The 15,901-nt window shown below is 68.1% G+C and carries 19 protein-coding genes and 1 riboswitch; of the genes, 11 read left to right on the top strand and 8 right to left on the bottom strand.

All coding sequences use genetic code 11. The features are described from left to right. Window positions 1-114 precede the first annotated feature (114 nt). The 3 genes from OG817_RS32695 to OG817_RS32685 form a co-directional block, all read right to left on the bottom strand. A complete protein-coding gene (locus OG817_RS32695; protein ID WP_406048540.1) occupies window positions 115-771 on the bottom strand; it encodes a hypothetical protein in 657 nt (218 codons plus the stop codon). 94 nt (window positions 772-865) lie between these two features. After that, window positions 866-1,900, bottom strand: coding sequence for an L-glyceraldehyde 3-phosphate reductase (mgrA, locus tag OG817_RS32690; RefSeq protein ID WP_396391439.1), 1,035 nt, complete (start codon window positions 1,898-1,900; stop codon window positions 866-868). Window positions 1,901-1,993: 93 nt separating this feature from the next. Then, entirely contained in the window at window positions 1,994-2,938 is a 945-nt protein-coding gene (locus OG817_RS32685; protein ID WP_406048538.1) for a phosphotransferase family protein, read from the bottom strand. 21 nt (window positions 2,939-2,959) lie between these two features. On the opposite strand from OG817_RS32685, the gene OG817_RS32680 reads away from it, so the two are divergent. Next, on the top strand, window positions 2,960-3,583 hold the full coding sequence (locus tag OG817_RS32680; RefSeq protein ID WP_360443331.1) for a flavin reductase family protein: 624 nt from the start codon (window positions 2,960-2,962) through the stop codon (window positions 3,581-3,583). 14 nt (window positions 3,584-3,597) lie between these two features. On the opposite strand, the gene OG817_RS32675 is transcribed toward OG817_RS32680, so the two are convergent. Both OG817_RS32675 and OG817_RS32670 read right to left on the bottom strand, forming a co-directional pair. Then, complete coding sequence (locus OG817_RS32675; protein WP_406048537.1) at window positions 3,598-4,215, bottom strand: hypothetical protein; 618 nt, start codon at window positions 4,213-4,215, stop codon at window positions 3,598-3,600. A gap of 48 nt (window positions 4,216-4,263) precedes the next feature. After that, window positions 4,264-5,220, bottom strand: coding sequence for a hypothetical protein (locus tag OG817_RS32670; RefSeq protein ID WP_406048535.1), 957 nt, complete (start codon window positions 5,218-5,220; stop codon window positions 4,264-4,266). A 133-nt stretch (window positions 5,221-5,353) separates the two neighbouring features. Between OG817_RS32670 and OG817_RS32665 the strand changes: the two genes are divergently transcribed. After that, a complete protein-coding gene (locus OG817_RS32665) occupies window positions 5,354-5,872 on the top strand; it encodes an acyl-CoA thioesterase (RefSeq protein WP_406048533.1) in 519 nt (172 codons plus the stop codon). Continuing rightward, on the top strand, window positions 5,869-6,531 hold the full coding sequence (locus OG817_RS32660) for an ion channel (RefSeq protein ID WP_406048532.1): 663 nt from the start codon (window positions 5,869-5,871) through the stop codon (window positions 6,529-6,531). The genes OG817_RS32665 and OG817_RS32660 overlap by 4 nt, the downstream gene beginning before the upstream one ends. Here OG817_RS32660 and OG817_RS32655 read toward each other — a convergent pair. Beyond that, window positions 6,528-7,148: a TetR/AcrR family transcriptional regulator gene (locus OG817_RS32655; protein WP_406048531.1), complete on the bottom strand. Its 621-nt coding sequence runs from the start codon at window positions 7,146-7,148 to the stop codon at window positions 6,528-6,530. The genes OG817_RS32660 and OG817_RS32655 overlap by 4 nt on opposite strands. Window positions 7,149-7,224: 76 nt before the next feature. Between OG817_RS32655 and OG817_RS32650 the strand changes: the two genes are divergently transcribed. From OG817_RS32650 to OG817_RS32620, 7 genes are all read left to right on the top strand, one after another. Continuing rightward, window positions 7,225-8,124 carry a DMT family transporter gene (locus tag OG817_RS32650; RefSeq protein WP_406048529.1) on the top strand — a complete coding sequence of 300 codons (900 nt, stop codon included), beginning with the start codon at window positions 7,225-7,227 and terminating at the stop codon, window positions 8,122-8,124. Further along, a complete protein-coding gene (locus tag OG817_RS32645; protein ID WP_131353177.1) occupies window positions 8,103-8,588 on the top strand; it encodes a MarR family winged helix-turn-helix transcriptional regulator in 486 nt (161 codons plus the stop codon). Before OG817_RS32650 ends, OG817_RS32645 begins: the two co-directional genes overlap by 22 nt. 2 nt (window positions 8,589-8,590) lie before the next feature. After that, window positions 8,591-9,832 (top strand): glycoside hydrolase family 3 N-terminal domain-containing protein, encoded by a 1,242-nt coding sequence (locus OG817_RS32640; RefSeq protein ID WP_406048528.1) that lies wholly within the window; start codon window positions 8,591-8,593, stop codon window positions 9,830-9,832. Beyond that, window positions 9,829-10,173: a YidH family protein gene (locus tag OG817_RS32635; protein ID WP_396391450.1), complete on the top strand. Its 345-nt coding sequence runs from the start codon at window positions 9,829-9,831 to the stop codon at window positions 10,171-10,173. Before OG817_RS32640 ends, OG817_RS32635 begins: the two co-directional genes overlap by 4 nt. Further along, complete coding sequence (locus tag OG817_RS32630; protein ID WP_406048526.1) at window positions 10,170-10,478, top strand: DUF202 domain-containing protein; 309 nt, start codon at window positions 10,170-10,172, stop codon at window positions 10,476-10,478. The genes OG817_RS32635 and OG817_RS32630 overlap by 4 nt, the downstream gene beginning before the upstream one ends. Before the next feature lie 139 nt (window positions 10,479-10,617). Next, a complete protein-coding gene (locus OG817_RS32625; protein WP_396391451.1) occupies window positions 10,618-11,250 on the top strand; it encodes a DUF47 domain-containing protein in 633 nt (210 codons plus the stop codon). A 2-nt stretch (window positions 11,251-11,252) separates the two neighbouring features. Further along, entirely contained in the window at window positions 11,253-12,251 is a 999-nt protein-coding gene (locus tag OG817_RS32620; protein WP_406048525.1) for an anion permease, read from the top strand. 210 nt (window positions 12,252-12,461) lie between these two features. Here the strand turns inward: OG817_RS32620 and OG817_RS32615 are convergent, their stop codons facing one another. Together OG817_RS32615 and OG817_RS32610 are read right to left on the bottom strand one after the other, a co-directional pair. Next, complete coding sequence (locus OG817_RS32615) at window positions 12,462-12,986, bottom strand: hypothetical protein (RefSeq protein ID WP_406048524.1); 525 nt, start codon at window positions 12,984-12,986, stop codon at window positions 12,462-12,464. Between the two features lie 145 nt (window positions 12,987-13,131). Further along, window positions 13,132-13,878, bottom strand: coding sequence for a lysophospholipid acyltransferase family protein (locus OG817_RS32610; RefSeq protein WP_406048522.1), 747 nt, complete (start codon window positions 13,876-13,878; stop codon window positions 13,132-13,134). Window positions 13,879-14,013: 135 nt separating this feature from the next. Continuing rightward, a riboswitch (TPP riboswitch) is annotated at window positions 14,014-14,136 on the top strand. On the opposite strand from OG817_RS32610, the gene thiC reads away from it, so the two are divergent. Further along, entirely contained in the window at window positions 14,127-15,746 is a 1,620-nt protein-coding gene (gene thiC, locus OG817_RS32605) for a phosphomethylpyrimidine synthase ThiC (protein WP_406048520.1), read from the top strand. It overlaps the preceding riboswitch by 10 nt. Window positions 15,747-15,901: the final 155 nt, after the last annotated feature.

The following is a 15,901-nucleotide window of genomic DNA, read 5'->3' as shown; positions in this document are numbered from 1 at the left end:
CCAGGCGCAGTGGAGGCGGGACCCGCCGGCTCCCACAACCAGGCGCAGTGAGAGCAGGCAGACCGGGCCCGGCCCTCGGAGGCATCCGAGGGCCCGGGCCCGGTCACTTTGCTTCTAGTGCTGCTCTTCCCGGTCCTCCGGCATCGCGGTGCCGTAGAGGTAGTGGGACAGGGCGGAATCGCGTTTCGGATGCACGTGGTACTTGGTCGGGACGACGCGTCCTTCGGCGCTGTCCCAGGCGTTGTCGGCCAATCGCCACATGCGGTGCACCATCCGGCCCGCCATGCCGGTGTGCGGCGAGTACGGATGCGCCCGCGTCGGCGCGACATCCTCGGCTTCCAGGAGCTCTTCGGTCAGCGTGTTCACGTGCGAGTCGTCCAGTTGCTCACTGATCTGCTGGGTGCACGACGTCTCCAGCCGCTCGTGTTCGGCGAGCAGCCGGTCGACGGCCGTCCACACCTCCAGGTCGGTCAGGTTCTGCACCCGGCTGTCGCCGTACTGGCGTCCTTTCAGGAAGCGCAGTGACCGCTCCAGCTCCTTCGCGTTGCCGACGTACCTGGTGACCAGGCTGCTCCCGTCGGGGAGCCGGCGTACGTGCGGGAGGAGGACGTCTTCGGCGGCGGCCAGGTGCTGCGCGGCAATGGCGTAGAACCAGTCGGTCTGATGTCTGCGCTCGGGGTGCGCGGCGGCCGGGTGGTGAGCCTGCTGAGCCAGCTCACGGATCCGGGCATGTTCGTAGGTCAGGGCCAGTTCGAGCGTCGAAGCGGTCATGACAACCACCTCCAGGAGGGTTCTCCTCCAGCCTGTGCCCAACCCCGGGCCGCCGCAACCACCCGACCCCGTTCCGCAACCTCCCGCCGGGGGCCTAGCTGTCCGAGCTCTTCTTCCACAGGTTGATGCCGGCCTCGACGGCGTCGGCGTCGATGGCCTCGAGCTCCTCCGGGCTGAACTTCAGATTCCGGACGGTCGCCAGGTTGTCCTCGAGCTGGGCGACGCTGGAGGCACCGATCAGCGCACTGGTGACGCGGTCGTCGCGCAGCGTCCAGGCCAGCGCCAGCTGGGCGACGGACTGGCCGCGCTCCTTGGCGATCTCGTTCAGCGCGCGGACGTGCTTCAGGGTGTCCTCGGTGAGCGAGTCCGGGTTCAGCGACTTGCCCTGCGCGGCGCGGGAGTCAGCCGGGACGCCGTCCAGGTAGCGGTCGGTGAGCACGCCCTGCGCCAGCGGCGAGAACGCGATCACGCCGACGCCCAGCTCACCGACGGCGTCGAGCAGGTCCTCCTCGATCCAGCGGTTCAGCATCGAGTACGACGGCTGGTGGATCAGCAGCGGCGTGCCCAGCTCCTGCAGGATCCGCGCCGCCTCCCGGGTCCGGTCCGCCGAGTACGACGAGATGCCGGCGTACAGCGCCTTGCCCGAACGCACCGCGGCGTCCAGCGCACCCATCGTCTCCTCGAGCGGGGTGTCCGGGTCGAACCGGTGCGAGTAGAAGATGTCGACGTAGTCCACGCCCATCCGGGCCAGCGACTGGTCCAGCGAGGCGAGCAGGTACTTCCGCGAGCCGCCACCCTGACCGTAAGGACCCGGCCACATGTCGTAACCGGCCTTGGTCGACAGGATCAGCTCGTCGCGGTACTTGGCGAAGTCCCGGGCGAAGTGCGTACCGAAGTTGGTCTCGGCCGAGCCGTACGGCGGGCCGTAGTTGTTCGCCAGGTCGAAGTGCGTCACGCCGAGGTCGAACGCCCGGCGCAGGATGTCACGCTGGGTCGTGAACGGCTTGTCGTCGCCGAAGTTGTGCCACAGCCCCAGCGAGATCGCGGGCAGCTGTAAGCCGCTGCGTCCCGTCCGGCGGTAGGCCATCTGGTCGTCGTACCGGTCCTGGGCGGCTACGTAGTCAGTCACGAGAACCCAGTCTGCCGCATGTCGTGACAAGTGCAAACCCCTTGTTTTACAGCAGAAACCCCAGCACTGAGAGCCAGAACCCCGCCTTCTTGATCAGGTCAGGTCACGCCACGGCCCGGGCGGTCCGGCGGCGAAGAACCTCAGCAGCCCGAGCACCCGGCTGCCGGGCGGAGCGGTCCAGTGCCGCTGCCCGGGCCACGGGTCGGCGGTCAGCTTCCCCAGCCCCCAGTCCAGGTGAAACCACAGCGCAGCCGCAGCCACCTCCTCCTCCCGTACGGCGGACCGCGCGTGGCAGACGTACTCCGGCAGGATCGCGGCGACCTGCTCGAGCGGCAACTTGGCGAAGTCCATGCCACGCGGGGCCCAGGCGGCATCACCCCAGTCGATCAGCGCCCGCAGCTCACCGTCCGGACCGGCCAGAAGGTTGTGTGAGGCAACATCTCCGTGGATCAGCACCTTGGTCTCGTTCCGGTCGAACCGGCCGGACAACCGGGTGAACCAGTCGCTCAGCCACTTCGCCGTCCCGAGGTCGATGGTTCCGCGCTCCGTCAGCCGGTCGACCGTCTGCCACGGATCGTCCCGGTCGTCCCGCGGCAGCCCGGGGATCTCGGTCTGCTCGTGCTCGTGCAGCCGGGCCAACTGCTCCGCCAATCCAGCCGGCGGTCCATCGGTCGGCTCGACTCCGTGCACCCGCTGCATCACGACGTACGGCGCATCGACGACCGACCGGCTCTCGTCGTACTCGACGATTGCCGGCGTCAACACGCCCGCAGCCCGGGCGACCGGCACGACCGCGGCCTCCTTGCGCAGATCGCCCTCGAACCCCGGCCGCGACACCCGCAGGAACAACCCCTCGCCGAGCACGAACCCGCGGTTGGCCACCCCGCCCGCGACCTCGACGATCTGCCCTGGCGCAATCCCGTGCCGTCGCCCGACCTCGGCGATCCCCGGCTCATCGTGGTGATCTCCCACACGTACCTCCGTCGTGGTCTGGCGTCCGTCGTCTCGATCCTTCAGCCGGTGCGCCACGGCGTCCACCGGATTTGATGTACTGCGAGCGTGCGAGTCGACCTGGATCCGGAAACCGTCGGACGGCGTGAGTTCTACGCGATGCTGAACTCGATCGTCGTCCCGCGCCCGATCGCCTGGGTCTCGACCAGGTCCGCCGACGGTGTCCTCAACCTGGCGCCGCACTCGTTCTTCACCGTGGCGTGTGTGCAGCCGCCGATGGTCCAGTTCACCTCGGTCGGCCGCAAGGACAGCCTGAACAACGTCGAGGCGACCCGCGAGTTCGTGGTCAACTTCGCTGCCGAACCCCTGTTCGAGCAGGTCAACGCCACCGGCACCAACTTCCCGCCGGAGATCAACGAGTTCGAAGCCGTCGGCCTGACCACCGAACCCGCCCGCACAGTCGCTGTCCCCCGCGTCGCGGAGTCACCGGTCGCCATCGAGTGCACGCTGCACACCACCCTCGAACTGGGTGACTCCACCGTGGTGATCGGTCAGGTCCGCCATCTCGCCATCGACGAGGCCGTGATGGTCGACGACCGCCCCGACATCCACCTCCTTCGTCCGTTGGCCCGCCTCGGCAAGGACGAATGGTCAACCCTCGGCGAGGTCCGCTCCATCACCCGCATCCGCCACTCCGACTGGCCCGGCCACTTCAAGCCCCCCACTGCCTGACAACTGGGGAGGCGCTATCGGGGTGGCGGTGTGATCGGGGTGATGGGGCGCTTGAGCGGAGTGGCCGGGACGGTCATCGGGGCCACGATGACCGGTTGGCCCTGCGTCACGAGGATGGCATCGGTTCGGTAGTGGACTCTCAGCTTCTTCTGGTCCGATGAGTTGCCCGACGTCGTCATCACCTCGACGCCGGAGCCGTCCGGTTTCGGCCCCGCACCGTTGACCGACACGCCACGCTCGCCCCAGTAGCCGATGTCACCGATCACCCGATCCCTCAGGTCCGCCATCTCGCGCTGGCTCATCCGCGCATCGCGCAGCTCCACGGTGACGCCCTTCGCCTTCTCGCGCACCCGGGCGTCGAGAGCGGCATCAGGTTTCCGGTACACGATCACGACGCGCTTGTCGTGATCGAGCACCAGGCCGGCGAACGATGCGGCGAAGTCTTGGAGCAGCAACGGATTCAGCAGATCCGCGGCGGCCGTCACCGCAGAGTCGTTGCCGCCCGGCACCGGCGACCCAGACGGAATCCCCGGCGAGCCACCTGCAGCCTCATCCCCGCAGCCGGCCACGACGCCGGCGCCAACGACAGCCGCAACGACCACGGCGACCGATCCCAGCCGAACACTGCGCATCCACCTCACCTCACCCTGAGGACGCCCGGACCGGTCCCGGCGTGGCAGTTAGGGCGGAGGTTCTCGAGTGGCCAGAAGCTGCGTGAGCGACTGGAGCTGCGACGAGAGCCGGAGAGGGGTGTGGTCGGGTGAGGGAACGGTGGCGGGATGCCAGGTCCACGGGGTGCCGGTGGTCCGGGTGACCAGGTGGACGTCGGGTGACAGCGGGCCCGGGTCATGGCTGTGGGAGCGGGCGGTCAGGTTCAGCATCAGGCCCAGGGCGGGGATGACCGAGAGGTCATCGATGACATGGATCAGCAGGAGGTCCCGCGAGGGGAGCGCGGCCAGTACGCCGTAGGAAGGGGTCTCGGTGTGGAGGGATTCTCGGAGCACCGTGTCGAGGACCAAGGCCCGGGAGGCGGCGTACGGGGAACCGGTGACGGCGGCGATCCGGAGGTCGTCCTGGGTCAGGTACTCGACGTGGTCGGTGATGCGACGCAGGTTGGTCAGGCCGTGTCGTTCGGCCTCGGACCAGGTGAGACCGAAGTCGGTGGGGTCGAGGTACATGGTGACCACGCCGTCCTCCATGGTCGACGGAACGGACAGCACCCCGGGAAGGAAGTCGGGGCGCCCGGAGGTCCATTCGGTGGGCAGTGCATCGCGGGGGACGAGACGCTGGATCAGATCCCGCTGGGGATCGGTCGGTGGGAGTGGCGGGCCTTCGCGGAGCCGTTCCTGTAGTTGGACGAAGTGCTCCTCGACCAGGGCCGGCCAGCGGTCCTCGTCGTACCGGGCGATGATGCGGGCCAGGTTGCTCAGGCCGAGAACCGGGCTGGATGCGGACGGCTCGACCGGTACGAGGGCGGCGCCGCCCTCGTACGCGACGTCGAGACCGAGTCGGGCCGCGGTGGACAGGCCGAGGCTGATCAGCCGCGCGGCCTGGCCGCGGGTCAGGGGAGTCAGGACCGGATCCGGCCGGTCGGAGTGGTTGCCTTGGGCATGGTCGGTGCAGGTGTCGATGGTCATCGGGACCACCTCCTCGCCCAGAGAAAGTACGAGGATCGGCACCCGTCGCGGCCGGTGATTTCGAACCTGTGGACAACCCGCCCGGGATAGTCTGCGCAGACCCGCCAGAAGGACCCACCCAGAAGGAGTCGGCATGTCCAGCACCCCGTCGTCCCGGCCGACGTCGGTGACGCGGTTGTCGTTGTCGCACATCACGGCGCAGAACGACACCAACCTGCTGGGGACAGTGCACGGTGGCGTGATCATGACCCTGGTCGACTCGGTCGCCGGCGTGGTCGCGGCCCGGCACTCCGGCGGCCCCGCGGTCACCGCGTCGATGGACGAGATGGTGTTCCTGGTGCCGGTCCGGGTCGGTGACGTCATCCACCTGAGCGGCCAGGTCAACTGGACCGGCCGGAGCTCGATGGAGGTCGGCGTCCGGATCACCGCGGACCGGTGGGACGCCGTCGGACCGGAGGTGCACGTCGCCTCGGCGTACCTGGTGTTCGTCGCGGTCGACGAGCACGGGAAGCCTCGCGAGGTCCCACAGGTGATCGCCGAGACCGACGAGGAGCGGCGGCGGCTCCGGGAGGCGGAGATCCGGCGGCACCACCGGCTGGCGCGCCGCGCGGCGATCATCGAGTCCCGCAAGGTGGGGGAGGCCGGGACATGACCGTGGTCGGGAGTGCGCGGCGGCACCCGTCCGCTGTTCTGCTCGTGGTGCAGTTGCTCGGCGTGCTGGTCTACCCCGCGATGGAGGGATCCCGGGGCGGACGGGTCGCGTTCGAGATCCTCGGGATCGTCGTACTGGCACTCGCGGTGTTCTCGGTGCGGGCCACGCCGGGGCTGACCTGGGTCAGCATCTGTCTGGGCATCCCAGCCGTCGCCCTGTCACTGGTCGACGCAGCCAATCCGACCGAGCCGGTGATCGCGATCTCCGGCGTACTGCACGCTGCCTTCTACTTCTACGCGGCGTACAGCCTGCTCCGCTACATGCTGTCCGACCATGACGTGAGCGCCGACGAGCTGTACGCCACCGGTGCCACGTTCACCTTGGTGGCTTGGGGTTTCGCCTACCTGTACGTGTTCGTGCAGGCTCTCGTGCCCGGTAGCTTCACCGCAGCCGTTGACCCGGCCAGCGATCGCACCTGGATGGAGCTGCTGTTCCTCAGCTTCACCACCCTGTCCAGCACCGGGCTGAGCGACATCCTCCCGATCACGTCCTGGGGCAGGTCGGTGGTGATGCTCGAGCAGCTCGCCGGACTCGGGTATGTCGCCATGGTGGTGTCCCGCCTGATCGGTCTGACCATCATGAGACGCGGCAACAGCTAAATCCGCGGCCAGGCGGCCAGCATGTCGGCGGCCGCGCGGCTCGCCACCTCGGTGGCGTTGTCCATCGCCGCCACCCGGTAGCTCACCAGCGCGCCCTCGTGCAGCAGGAGCAGACGATCCGCGAGCTCACCCGCGTCCGCAAGCCCTGCCAGCTCCGCCTGTGCCTTGAACTCGGACCGCATCCACTGCTTCTGCCCGACGATCACCGGCATCGCGGGATGGTCCGGCGCAGCCAGCTCGACGCTCGCGTTGATGAACCCGCACCCGTTCCGCGACCCCGCCACCCAGTCGGTCAGAGCCCCGAACAACGCCAGGATGACCTCCTCCGGCGTACCGGGCTCGCGCGCTTCCAGCTGCTCGTCGAGGAACGCGTGCCACACCCGGTTCCGCCGGTCCAGGTACGCCGCGATCAGCCGATCCTTCGACCCGAACCGGTCGTACAACGTCTTCTTGGTCACGTCGGCGGCCGCGGCGATCGTGTCCACGCCGACCGTCCGGATTCCCTGCTCGTAGAACAGCGTCGACGCCGCGGCCAGGATCCGCTCCCCGGCCGGCGTCAGCCGGGCCTCCTCGGACAGCCCGCGATCCACCCGCAGTCTCATCTGCTGAGCTAGCACACTGACAGTATACCGACCTGTATGTTTACCGTGTCCCCATGCCACACAGACCCTTCCGGTACGGCGTCTGCCCGCGGTGACTGTGATCGCGGGCGCCGGGTTCGTCGTGTTCTGGAGTTCGGGGTTCATCGGCGCCCGGTGGGGGACGCAGTACACGACCGCCTTCGACCTGCTTGCCTGGCGCTACGTGGTCGCGGGTGCGTTGGCTGTGGTGATCCTCGCCGTCCGCCGCCCGCGAGTGACCAAGCGGGACCTGGTGACCCAGGTGTGGATGGCTGTACTGACCCAGTTCGTCTATCTGGGCCTCATCTTCACCGGGATCGACCATGGCCTCAGTGCGGGCGTCACTGCCCTCATCGGGTCGCTGCAACCGATCCTGATCGCCACAGTCGCCGGACCGTTGCTGAGCGAACCCGTCAATCGACGTCAGTGGATCGGTCTGGCCCTGGGCCTCGCCGGAGTGGCTCTCGTCGTCGCGGATGACCTCCACGCCGGCCACCTCTCACCGCTGCTCTTCCTGGTGCCACTCGCGGGCGTGTTCGGCATGGTTGCCGGAACGTGTCTGGAACGCCGCCGCAAGCCCAGCACCAGTTCGCTCGACGCACTCTGCATCCAGAGCCTCGTTTCCACCGTGCTGTTCGTCGCGCTGGCCGCGACCACCGACCAGCTGACGGTGCCGAACGAGCCGGGCTTCTACGGTGCCGTCTTCTGGTTGGTGCTGCTGGCAACGGGTGGCGGCTGGGGCCTGTACCTGGTCAACCTGAAGCTGTCCGGTGCCACTCGCATCAGCAGCCTGCTGTACCTCGTGCCGCCGACCACGATGGTGATCGCCTTCCTGATGTTCGACGAGACGATCGGTGCGCCGGCGGTGATCGGCATGCTGGTCTGTGCGGCCGCCGTACTGCTGATCAGGCTGAACGAGCGTGAGGGAGCCGTACTGGCTACGCTGCGGGGATGGCGGAACCCCGGTGGCTGAACCAGACAGAGCAGCAGGCATGGCGAGCGTTCATCGCGGCCCAGCGCGTGGTGAACACCCGGATCGAGCAGCAACTGCAACGCGATGCCGGAATCCCGCACACCTACTACGAGATCCTGGTCCGGTTGTCCGACGCACCTGACGGCCGGTTGCGGATGAGTGAGCTCGCGGTCGCCACCCTTGGTTCACGCAGCCGCCTGTCGCATGCGGTCAACCGGCTGGAGCAGACCGGATGGGTACGGCGGGAGGCGATCGAGTCCGACCGCCGCGGTCAGGTGGCGATCATCACCGACCTCGGCCGGCAGAAGCTGGTCGAGACGGCACCCGGTCATGTGGAGGAAGTCCGCAAGTCGATCTTCGACGCGCTCAGCGAGGAGCAGGTCGAGCACCTCTACGACCTCTGCGCGACGCTCGCCCGGCACTCCGGCGACACGGTCGACCGCGCCGCCTGGGAGCGACGCTGACAATGAGGCATCCAGCCGCTCTGGTCCTGCTGACGGCTCTCCTGCTCGCAGGCTGCGGCGACACGGACTCTCCACCCACGGCGGGTCCGAGTACGGCGCCCTCGTCCTCGGTGCCGCTGCCGACAACGCAGCCGACGACCACCGAGTCACCCACCACGCCGACGCCGTCAGCAACCCCGCCCCCCACGCCGACCGCAACACCGACTAGTTGCGTCGACCAGAAGCTCAAAGCCCTCACGCTCAGCGAGAAGGCGGCCCAGCTGATCCTCACCGGCATCAGCGCCAACGGCATGACCTCGAGCCAGCGCTCCATCGTCCAGCAGGAGAAGCCCGGCGGCGTACTCCTGCTCGGTACCGGTGGCAGCCTCTCCCACACCCGTACGGCGATGGCCGCCGTCAGGACAGCCGCCACGGTCAAGGGCGTTCGGCCGCTGATCGCTGCGGACCAGGAGGGTGGACAGATCCAGCGCCTCAAGGGCCCCGGCTTCGACCGCATCCCGTCGGCAACCGTGCAGGGCACCTGGTCCAGCTCCAAGCTCACCAGCAACGCGGACCACTGGGGCGACCAGCTCAAGCAGGCCGGTGTGAACCTCAACCTCGCACCGGTGGCAGACGTCGTACCGAGCTCTCTCAAGAGTCAGAATGCGCCGATCGGCAGTCTGGACCGTGAGTACGGCAGCACCCCGGCCGAGGTCGGGCCGCCGGTCCAGGCGTTCGTTCGCGGCATGGGGTCGGCCGGAGTGATGACGTCGGTCAAACACTTCCCGGGACTCGGCCGGGTGCGCGGCAACACGGACTTCTCGTCCGGAGTGGTCGACAACGTGACCGTCCGCGGGGACGCCGACCTCAAGCCGTTCGCGGACGGCGTCGGGGCGGGGAGCGACATGGTGATGATCGCCACCGTCACCTACGCCAAGATCGATCCGGAGAACCGTGCCGTGTTCTCGAGGACCGTGATCCAGGGGATGGTGCGCGGGGACCTCGGGTTCGGCGGAGTGGTGATCACCGATGACGTCGGAGCGGCCGCCGAGGTCAAGTCGGTGCCGGTGGGGCAGCGCGCCACGCGGTTCGTGGCGGCCGGCGGGGACATCGTGATCAACGCCACGGCGTCGCAGACCGCCACCATGGTGAACGCGCTGGTCACCAAGGCCGAGCAGGACAAGGCCTTCGCCGCGCAGCTGAGCAGTAGCGTGAGGCGTGTGCTGACACTGAAGCAGAAGTACGGCCTGGTGAGCTGCGGATGACGGAGGAGTACGAAGACCGCGAACCGGACTACCGCTTCACCCTGGCGAACGAACGCACCTATCTGGCCTACCTGCGGACCTCATTGGCCTGCTACGCCGGCGGTCTGTCCGCGGTGCAGTTCCTTGACCTCGGTCCGGATCGCTGGCCCGCCCGCATCATCGGTGTCGTTCTGGTCACTGTCGGTATCATCACCACGGCCGGCGCCTTCCGCCGCTGGCAGCAGAACCTGGCCGCGATCCGCCGCGGTGGGCCGCTCCCGTTGACCCGCCTGCCGCTGATGCTGGGGGCAACGATCGCCGTGGTCGGCCTGATCGCCCTGATCTTCTCGTTGTGGCGATGAGCACACCCGACCCCGGGCTGCAGCCCGAGCGCACCCTCCTCGCCTGGCGCCGGACCGCCCTCGGCCTGATCGCGAACGGCGTCCTGTTGCTTGCTTCCGGCCACGGTACGTCGGACGTCCGCACCGGCCTGGGCATCGTCGTACTGGTGCTGTCCCTGTCCTGCTGGGCAGCGGTGAGCGCCGTCTACCGGCGGACCGGAGGTGCCGCGGTCCATGCCCTCGGCCACGATCGGGTGGTCCGGATCGCGGCCGGACTGGTGCTCGTGGTGGGTCTCTTCGACCTGTACGCCGTGATCACTCGTTGAAACGATTCGGTTACTCTCCGGTCAGATCCCCTTGGGGCAGTTCATTCCGACGCGCTACCTTGACCGGGCGGATGCCGCGTCAACCGCAGGTTCCCCCTAGCATGTTCACGGTTTGTCCCTCGTTCATCCGGAGCTTGAAGTGCCGTTACGTCTGCGTCCGAACGACCCGACGTTCTACGACCTTTTCACCGAGTCCGCCAACCACCTCGTGGACGGATCCCGGATCCTGGCCGAATTGCTCGGCAGCACCGCCGGAACCGGGCTGTCGTCGAGCCACCAGATCGCCGCCCAGATGAAGGACGCCGAGCACGCGGCCGACGAGACCACGCACTCGATCATCCGCCGGGTGAACTCGACCTTCGTCACCCCGTTCGACCGCGAGGACATCTACCGGCTGGCCTCCGATCTCGACGACGTGATGGATTTCATGGAGGAGGCCGTCGACTCGGTCCACCTGTTCAACCTGGACAAGTTGCCGGAGGAGGTCGCCGAGCAGATCGAGGTACTCCAGCGGATGGCGCAGCTGACCGCCGAGACGATGCCCCGGCTGCGGACGATGAAGGACCTGGCCGAGTACTGGATCGAGATCAACCGGCTGGAGAACACCGGTGACGCGGTGCACCGCCGGATCATCGCCAAACTGTTCAGCGGCGAGTACGACGCGCTGACCGTGATGAAGTTCAAGACCGTGGTGGACCTGCTGGAGGCCGGTATCGACGCCTTCGAACACGTCGCCAACACCGTCGAGCAGATCGCCGTCAAGGAGAGCTGAGCGTGGAGCTCGCGCTCGTCATCATCCTCGTCGTCATCGCGCTGGCCTTCGACTACACCAACGGCTTCCACGACGCCTCCAACGCGATCGCGACCTCGGTCTCCACCCGCGCGCTCACCCCGCGGGTGGCGCTGGCGATGGCCGCGGCGTGCAACTTCCTCGGTGCGCTGGCCGGCACCGAGGTGGCCGAGACGATCGGCAAGGGCATCATCAGCACGCCGAGCGGCACACACGGCCTGGTGGTCGTCATCGCCGCGCTGATCGGCGCCATCATCTGGAACCTGATCACCTGGTACTTCGGCCTGCCGAGTTCCTCGTCGCACGCGCTGATCGGCGGACTGATCGGCGCCGGGGTCGCCTCGTCGAGCATCGTGCTGTGGACGGGCATCCTCGACAAGGTCGTCATCCCGATGGTGCTGTCGCCGGGGATCGGCTTCTTCGGCGCGTTCGCGCTGATGACGGCGATCCTCTGGATATTCCGGCACAGCAATCCCGGCAAGGTCACCCGGGGCTTCCGGATGTCGCAGTCGCTGTCGGCAGCGGCGGTGGCGCTCGGACACGGCCTGCAGGACGCGCAGAAGACGATGGGCGTCATCTTCCTGGCCCTGCTCACCACCGGTCACGTCAACGAGAACGACGGCATCCCGCTGTGGGTCAAGATCTCCGCCGCGACGGCGATCTCGCTCGGCACCTACTCCGGTGGCTGGCGGATCATGCGCACTCTGGGCCGCCGGATCATCCACCTGGATCCGGCCCGCGGCTTCGCCGCCGAGTCGGTCGCCGCGACCGTGCTGTACGTGATGGCGATCGGCCTGCACGCGCCGGTCTCCACCACGCACACGATCACGTCGGCGGTGATCGGCGCCGGTGCGACCAAGCGGCTGTCAGCGGTCCGTTGGGGAGTCGCGCAGAACATCGTCACAGCGTGGGTGCTGACCATTCCCGCGGCCGGCATCATCGCGGCGCTCTGTTACGGGTTGGCCCATCTGATCTTGGAGTAAGTTCTCCGGCTGTCCGGCTGTCCGGCTGTCCGGCTGTCCGGCCGGGTGGCCGACTCCGGCCACCACGGCCGCGGCGGGCTGAGAGGAGTACGGCGATGCACATCGACTGGAGTGCTCTCGGTGAGGGGCCCTGGTCAGCCTGATCTTCGGGGTCGGGGTGGCGGCCGCGTTCTACGGGCTGTACCTGGTCATCCCGCAGTTCCACTGACGTCAGCGGTTCCAGCGCCGTACCGACTTCGCCACGTCCTTCGAGCGGATCGAGCCGAGGTTGTACTCCCACGCGGCGGCCAGCCGGTCGCCGAGCAGCGCTGCGTCCAGGTAGGTCTGCGGGCGGACCGCGACGGCCCAGGTCGCCGCGGCCGCGTGACCCTGCTGGTAGAGCAGGTGGTTCACGGTCGCCTCGATCCGGCTCTGGTCGTCGCCGGTGAGCCCGTCGGTCGACCACTCCTGCAGGATCGACGTGTCGTCGGCCGTCATCCGGGCCAGGTAGGTGAGCGGACCACGCCAGTACCCGCGGCTGCCGATGCTGTCCAGGCTCTCCAGCGGGAACCAGCCGTTCTGGCAGCGCCTGCCGTTCACCGCGGACTCGACCTCGCGGGCGCGGTCCGCCGGCAGGTCCTGGATGGCCCAGTCGACGAAGTAGACGCCGGCGTCCGGGATGTGCTCTGCGACATGCGGCGCCACCGCGAGCATCCCCGGTTCGAAGAGATGCAGCTCTTCCGGTGAATCGAACACAACCCTTCCCCGCCTACCCGAGTACCGCCGCCGACCGGCCGGCGTCACAGGGACCCCCCAGGTTTCCTGCACTGTCAACAAGAGCCTTTCGTACCCTCGGGGTCACCCGGGGGTCAAGGTCTTGTCCGCGTTACTGACGGTGTGCTTACTTGCGGCGGGCCGCCCGCCGGGCGAGTTCCTCCTGGTCCAGGCGTTCCGCTTCCGCGGGCGAGGGCGCACCACCGCCGTACGACGCGGGCAGCCACCATGCGCCGGCCGGCTGCTCCGGGTAGTCGCGGATGGTCCGGTCCAGCATCCCGGCCATCGTCGTCCGCAGGTGCGCGGTCGCCTCGGCCGCGTCGTCGTCGGTGCCGACCGTGATCGGCTCGCCGACGGTGATCGCGATCGCGCGATGCCGGGAGAAGTCGCGCGGATGGTCCTTCGTCAGCATCCGCTGCGTCCCCCACAGGATCAGCGGGACGACCGGTACGCCGGCCTCCGCGGCCATCCGGACCGCGCCGGACTTGAACTCCTTCAGCTCGAAGGACCGGCTGATCGTTGCCTCGGGGAACACCCCGACGATCTCGCCGTCGTTCAGGTAGCGGATCGCCTCCCGGTACGACGCGGTACCTGCCGACCGGTCCACCGCGATGTGGTGCATGCCGCGCATCAACGGACCGGAGTACCGGTTGCGGAACAGCACGTCCTTGGCCATGAAGCGGACCAGCCGCTTGCTCGGCACCGCGCCGAACCCGCCCAGGATGAAGTCGACATAGCTGATGTGATTCAGCGCGATCACCGCGCCGCCGGTCCGCGGCACGTTCTCTGTCCCGGTCAGCCGGATCTTCAGATCGAGCACCTTGAACGCGGTCTTCGCGAAGCCGATCACGGGCGGGTACACGAGGTCTCGCATCCCCCGACGCTACCGGCCCGGTCAAGACGACACAGGTGAGTGCCTCGTCGAGGAGCGTAGGCACCTCTAGCGGCGCCCCAGACGCCCGCTAGAGGCACCCACGTTCCTCGACGAGGCACTAGAGTGACGGTGACAATTGGAGATCGCGGGAGCTCGCACCGTAGCGGGCTGAGAGGGCGGCTGGACACATGTCCGGCGCCGCCGACCGCCGAACCTGTCCGGGTAATTCCGGCGTAGGGAGCAGCACAGTGACTGTCAGCACGATTCGGCCCACTGTCACCACCGGCCCGATCTCGGGCTCGGAGAAGATCTATCGCGGCGAGCTGGAGGTCCCGGCCCGTCGCGTCCACCTCACGAACGGCGAACACTTCGACCTGTACGACACCTCCGGTCCGTACACGGACGCGTCGGCGCGGATCGACGTACAAGCCGGTCTGCCCGCGCTGCGGCGGGACTGGATCGCCGGGCGCGCGCCACTGACCCAGCTGGCGCACGCGCGAGCCGGCACCGTCACCGAGGAGATGAGCTACGTCGCCCTGCGGGAGGGCATGGACCCGGAGTTCGTCCGGTCCGAGGTCGCGCGCGGCCGGGCCGTGATCCCGGCGAACCGGCGGCACCCGGAGAGCGAGCCGATGATCATCGGGAAGAAGTTCCTGGTGAAGGTGAACGCGAACATCGGCAACTCGGCGGTGACCAGCTCGGTCGAGGAGGAAGTGGAGAAGCTGGTCTGGGCCACCCGGGCGGGTGCGGACACGGTGATGGACCTGTCCACCGGCAAGAGCATCCACGAGACGCGGGAGTGGATCCTGCGCAACTCGCCGGTGCCGATCGGGACCGTGCCGCTGTACCAGGCGCTGGAGAAGGTGAAGGGCGATCCGGCCGAGCTGTCGTGGGAGGTGTACCGCGACACGGTGATCGAGCAGTGCGAGCAGGGCGTCGACTACATGACCGTGCACGCCGGCGTCCTGCTGCGGTACGTCCCGCTGACCGCGCGCCGGATCACCGGGATCGTGTCGCGAGGTGGGTCGATCATGGCAGCCTGGTGCCTCGCGCATCACCAGGAGTCCTTCCTGTACACGCATTTCGCCGAGCTGTGCGAGATCCTGCGCGAGTACGACGTGACGTTCTCACTCGGCGACGGCCTGCGACCGGGATGTATCGCGGATGCCAACGACGCGGCCCAGTTCGCCGAGCTGCGGACCCTGGGCGAGCTCACCAAGATCGCCTGGGAGCACGACGTCCAGGTGATGATCGAGGGTCCGGGGCACGTGCCGATGGACAAGATCGCCGAGAACGTCCGGCTCGAGGAGGAACTGTGCGGCGAGGCGCCGTTCTACACATTGGGGCCGTTGGCAACTGATGTCGCACCGGCGTACGACCACATCACCAGCGCGATCGGTGCGGCCCAGATCGGCTGGCTGGGTACGGCGATGCTCTGCTACGTCACGCCGAAGGAACACCTCGGCCTGCCGGATCGCGACGACGTGAAGACCGGTGTGATCACGTACAAGATCGCTGCCCACGCGGCGGATCTGGCCAAGGGGCACCCGGGTGCGCAGGCCTGGGACGACACGTTGTCGAAGGCAAGGTTCGAGTTCCGCTGGGAGGACCAGTTCAACCTCTCGCTGGATCCTGACACCGCGCGGTCCTTCCACGACGAGACCCTGCCGGCCGAGCCTGCCAAGACCGCGCACTTCTGCTCGATGTGCGGCCCGAAGTTCTGCTCGATGCGGATCACCGCCGACATCCGCGCGTACGCCGAGGAACACGGCCTGACCTCCACCGAGGCGATCGAGGCCGGCTTCGCCGAAATGTCGGAGACCTTCAAAGCCCACGACAAGAAGCTGTACCTGCCGCTGGCGGAGTGAGGATCCTGGTTCCTGCAGACGCTCGGTGAGATCCGGGGGGCGAGTCGAGATGCCTCGCCCCCCGGATCCAGCGGAGAATTAGGGGATCGTCGGTTCCGCGGGGCGATCACGAGGAGTGATCGGATGAACCGATTCAGGTTTTTTCCTTCACTCTA

Origin of the sequence: Kribbella sp. NBC_00889, from assembly GCF_045207705.1 — a bacterium.
In the GTDB taxonomy this organism is placed as follows: domain Bacteria; phylum Actinomycetota; class Actinomycetes; order Propionibacteriales; family Kribbellaceae; genus Kribbella.
This window is presented reverse-complemented; position numbering and strand designations above follow the sequence as displayed.

Excerpts from the sequence above, each read along its gene's own strand:
- OG817_RS32695 (WP_406048540.1), bottom strand. The coding sequence starts at position 771 with ATGACCGCTTCGACGCTCGAACTGGCCCTGACCTACGAACATGCCCGG.
- OG817_RS32675 (WP_406048537.1), bottom strand. The coding sequence starts at position 4,215 with ATGCGCAGTGTTCGGCTGGGATCGGTCGCCGTGGTCGTTGCGGCTGTC.
- OG817_RS32670 (WP_406048535.1), bottom strand. The coding sequence starts at position 5,220 with ATGACCATCGACACCTGCACCGACCATGCCCAAGGCAACCACTCCGAC.
- OG817_RS32665 (WP_406048533.1), top strand. The coding sequence starts at position 5,354 with ATGTCCAGCACCCCGTCGTCCCGGCCGACGTCGGTGACGCGGTTGTCG.
- OG817_RS32660 (WP_406048532.1), top strand. The coding sequence starts at position 5,869 with ATGACCGTGGTCGGGAGTGCGCGGCGGCACCCGTCCGCTGTTCTGCTC.
- OG817_RS32645 (WP_131353177.1), top strand. The coding sequence starts at position 8,103 with ATGGCGGAACCCCGGTGGCTGAACCAGACAGAGCAGCAGGCATGGCGA.
- OG817_RS32640 (WP_406048528.1), top strand. The coding sequence starts at position 8,591 with ATGAGGCATCCAGCCGCTCTGGTCCTGCTGACGGCTCTCCTGCTCGCA.
- OG817_RS32635 (WP_396391450.1), top strand. The coding sequence starts at position 9,829 with ATGACGGAGGAGTACGAAGACCGCGAACCGGACTACCGCTTCACCCTG.
- OG817_RS32630 (WP_406048526.1), top strand. The coding sequence starts at position 10,170 with ATGAGCACACCCGACCCCGGGCTGCAGCCCGAGCGCACCCTCCTCGCC.
- OG817_RS32610 (WP_406048522.1), bottom strand. The coding sequence starts at position 13,878 with ATGCGAGACCTCGTGTACCCGCCCGTGATCGGCTTCGCGAAGACCGCG.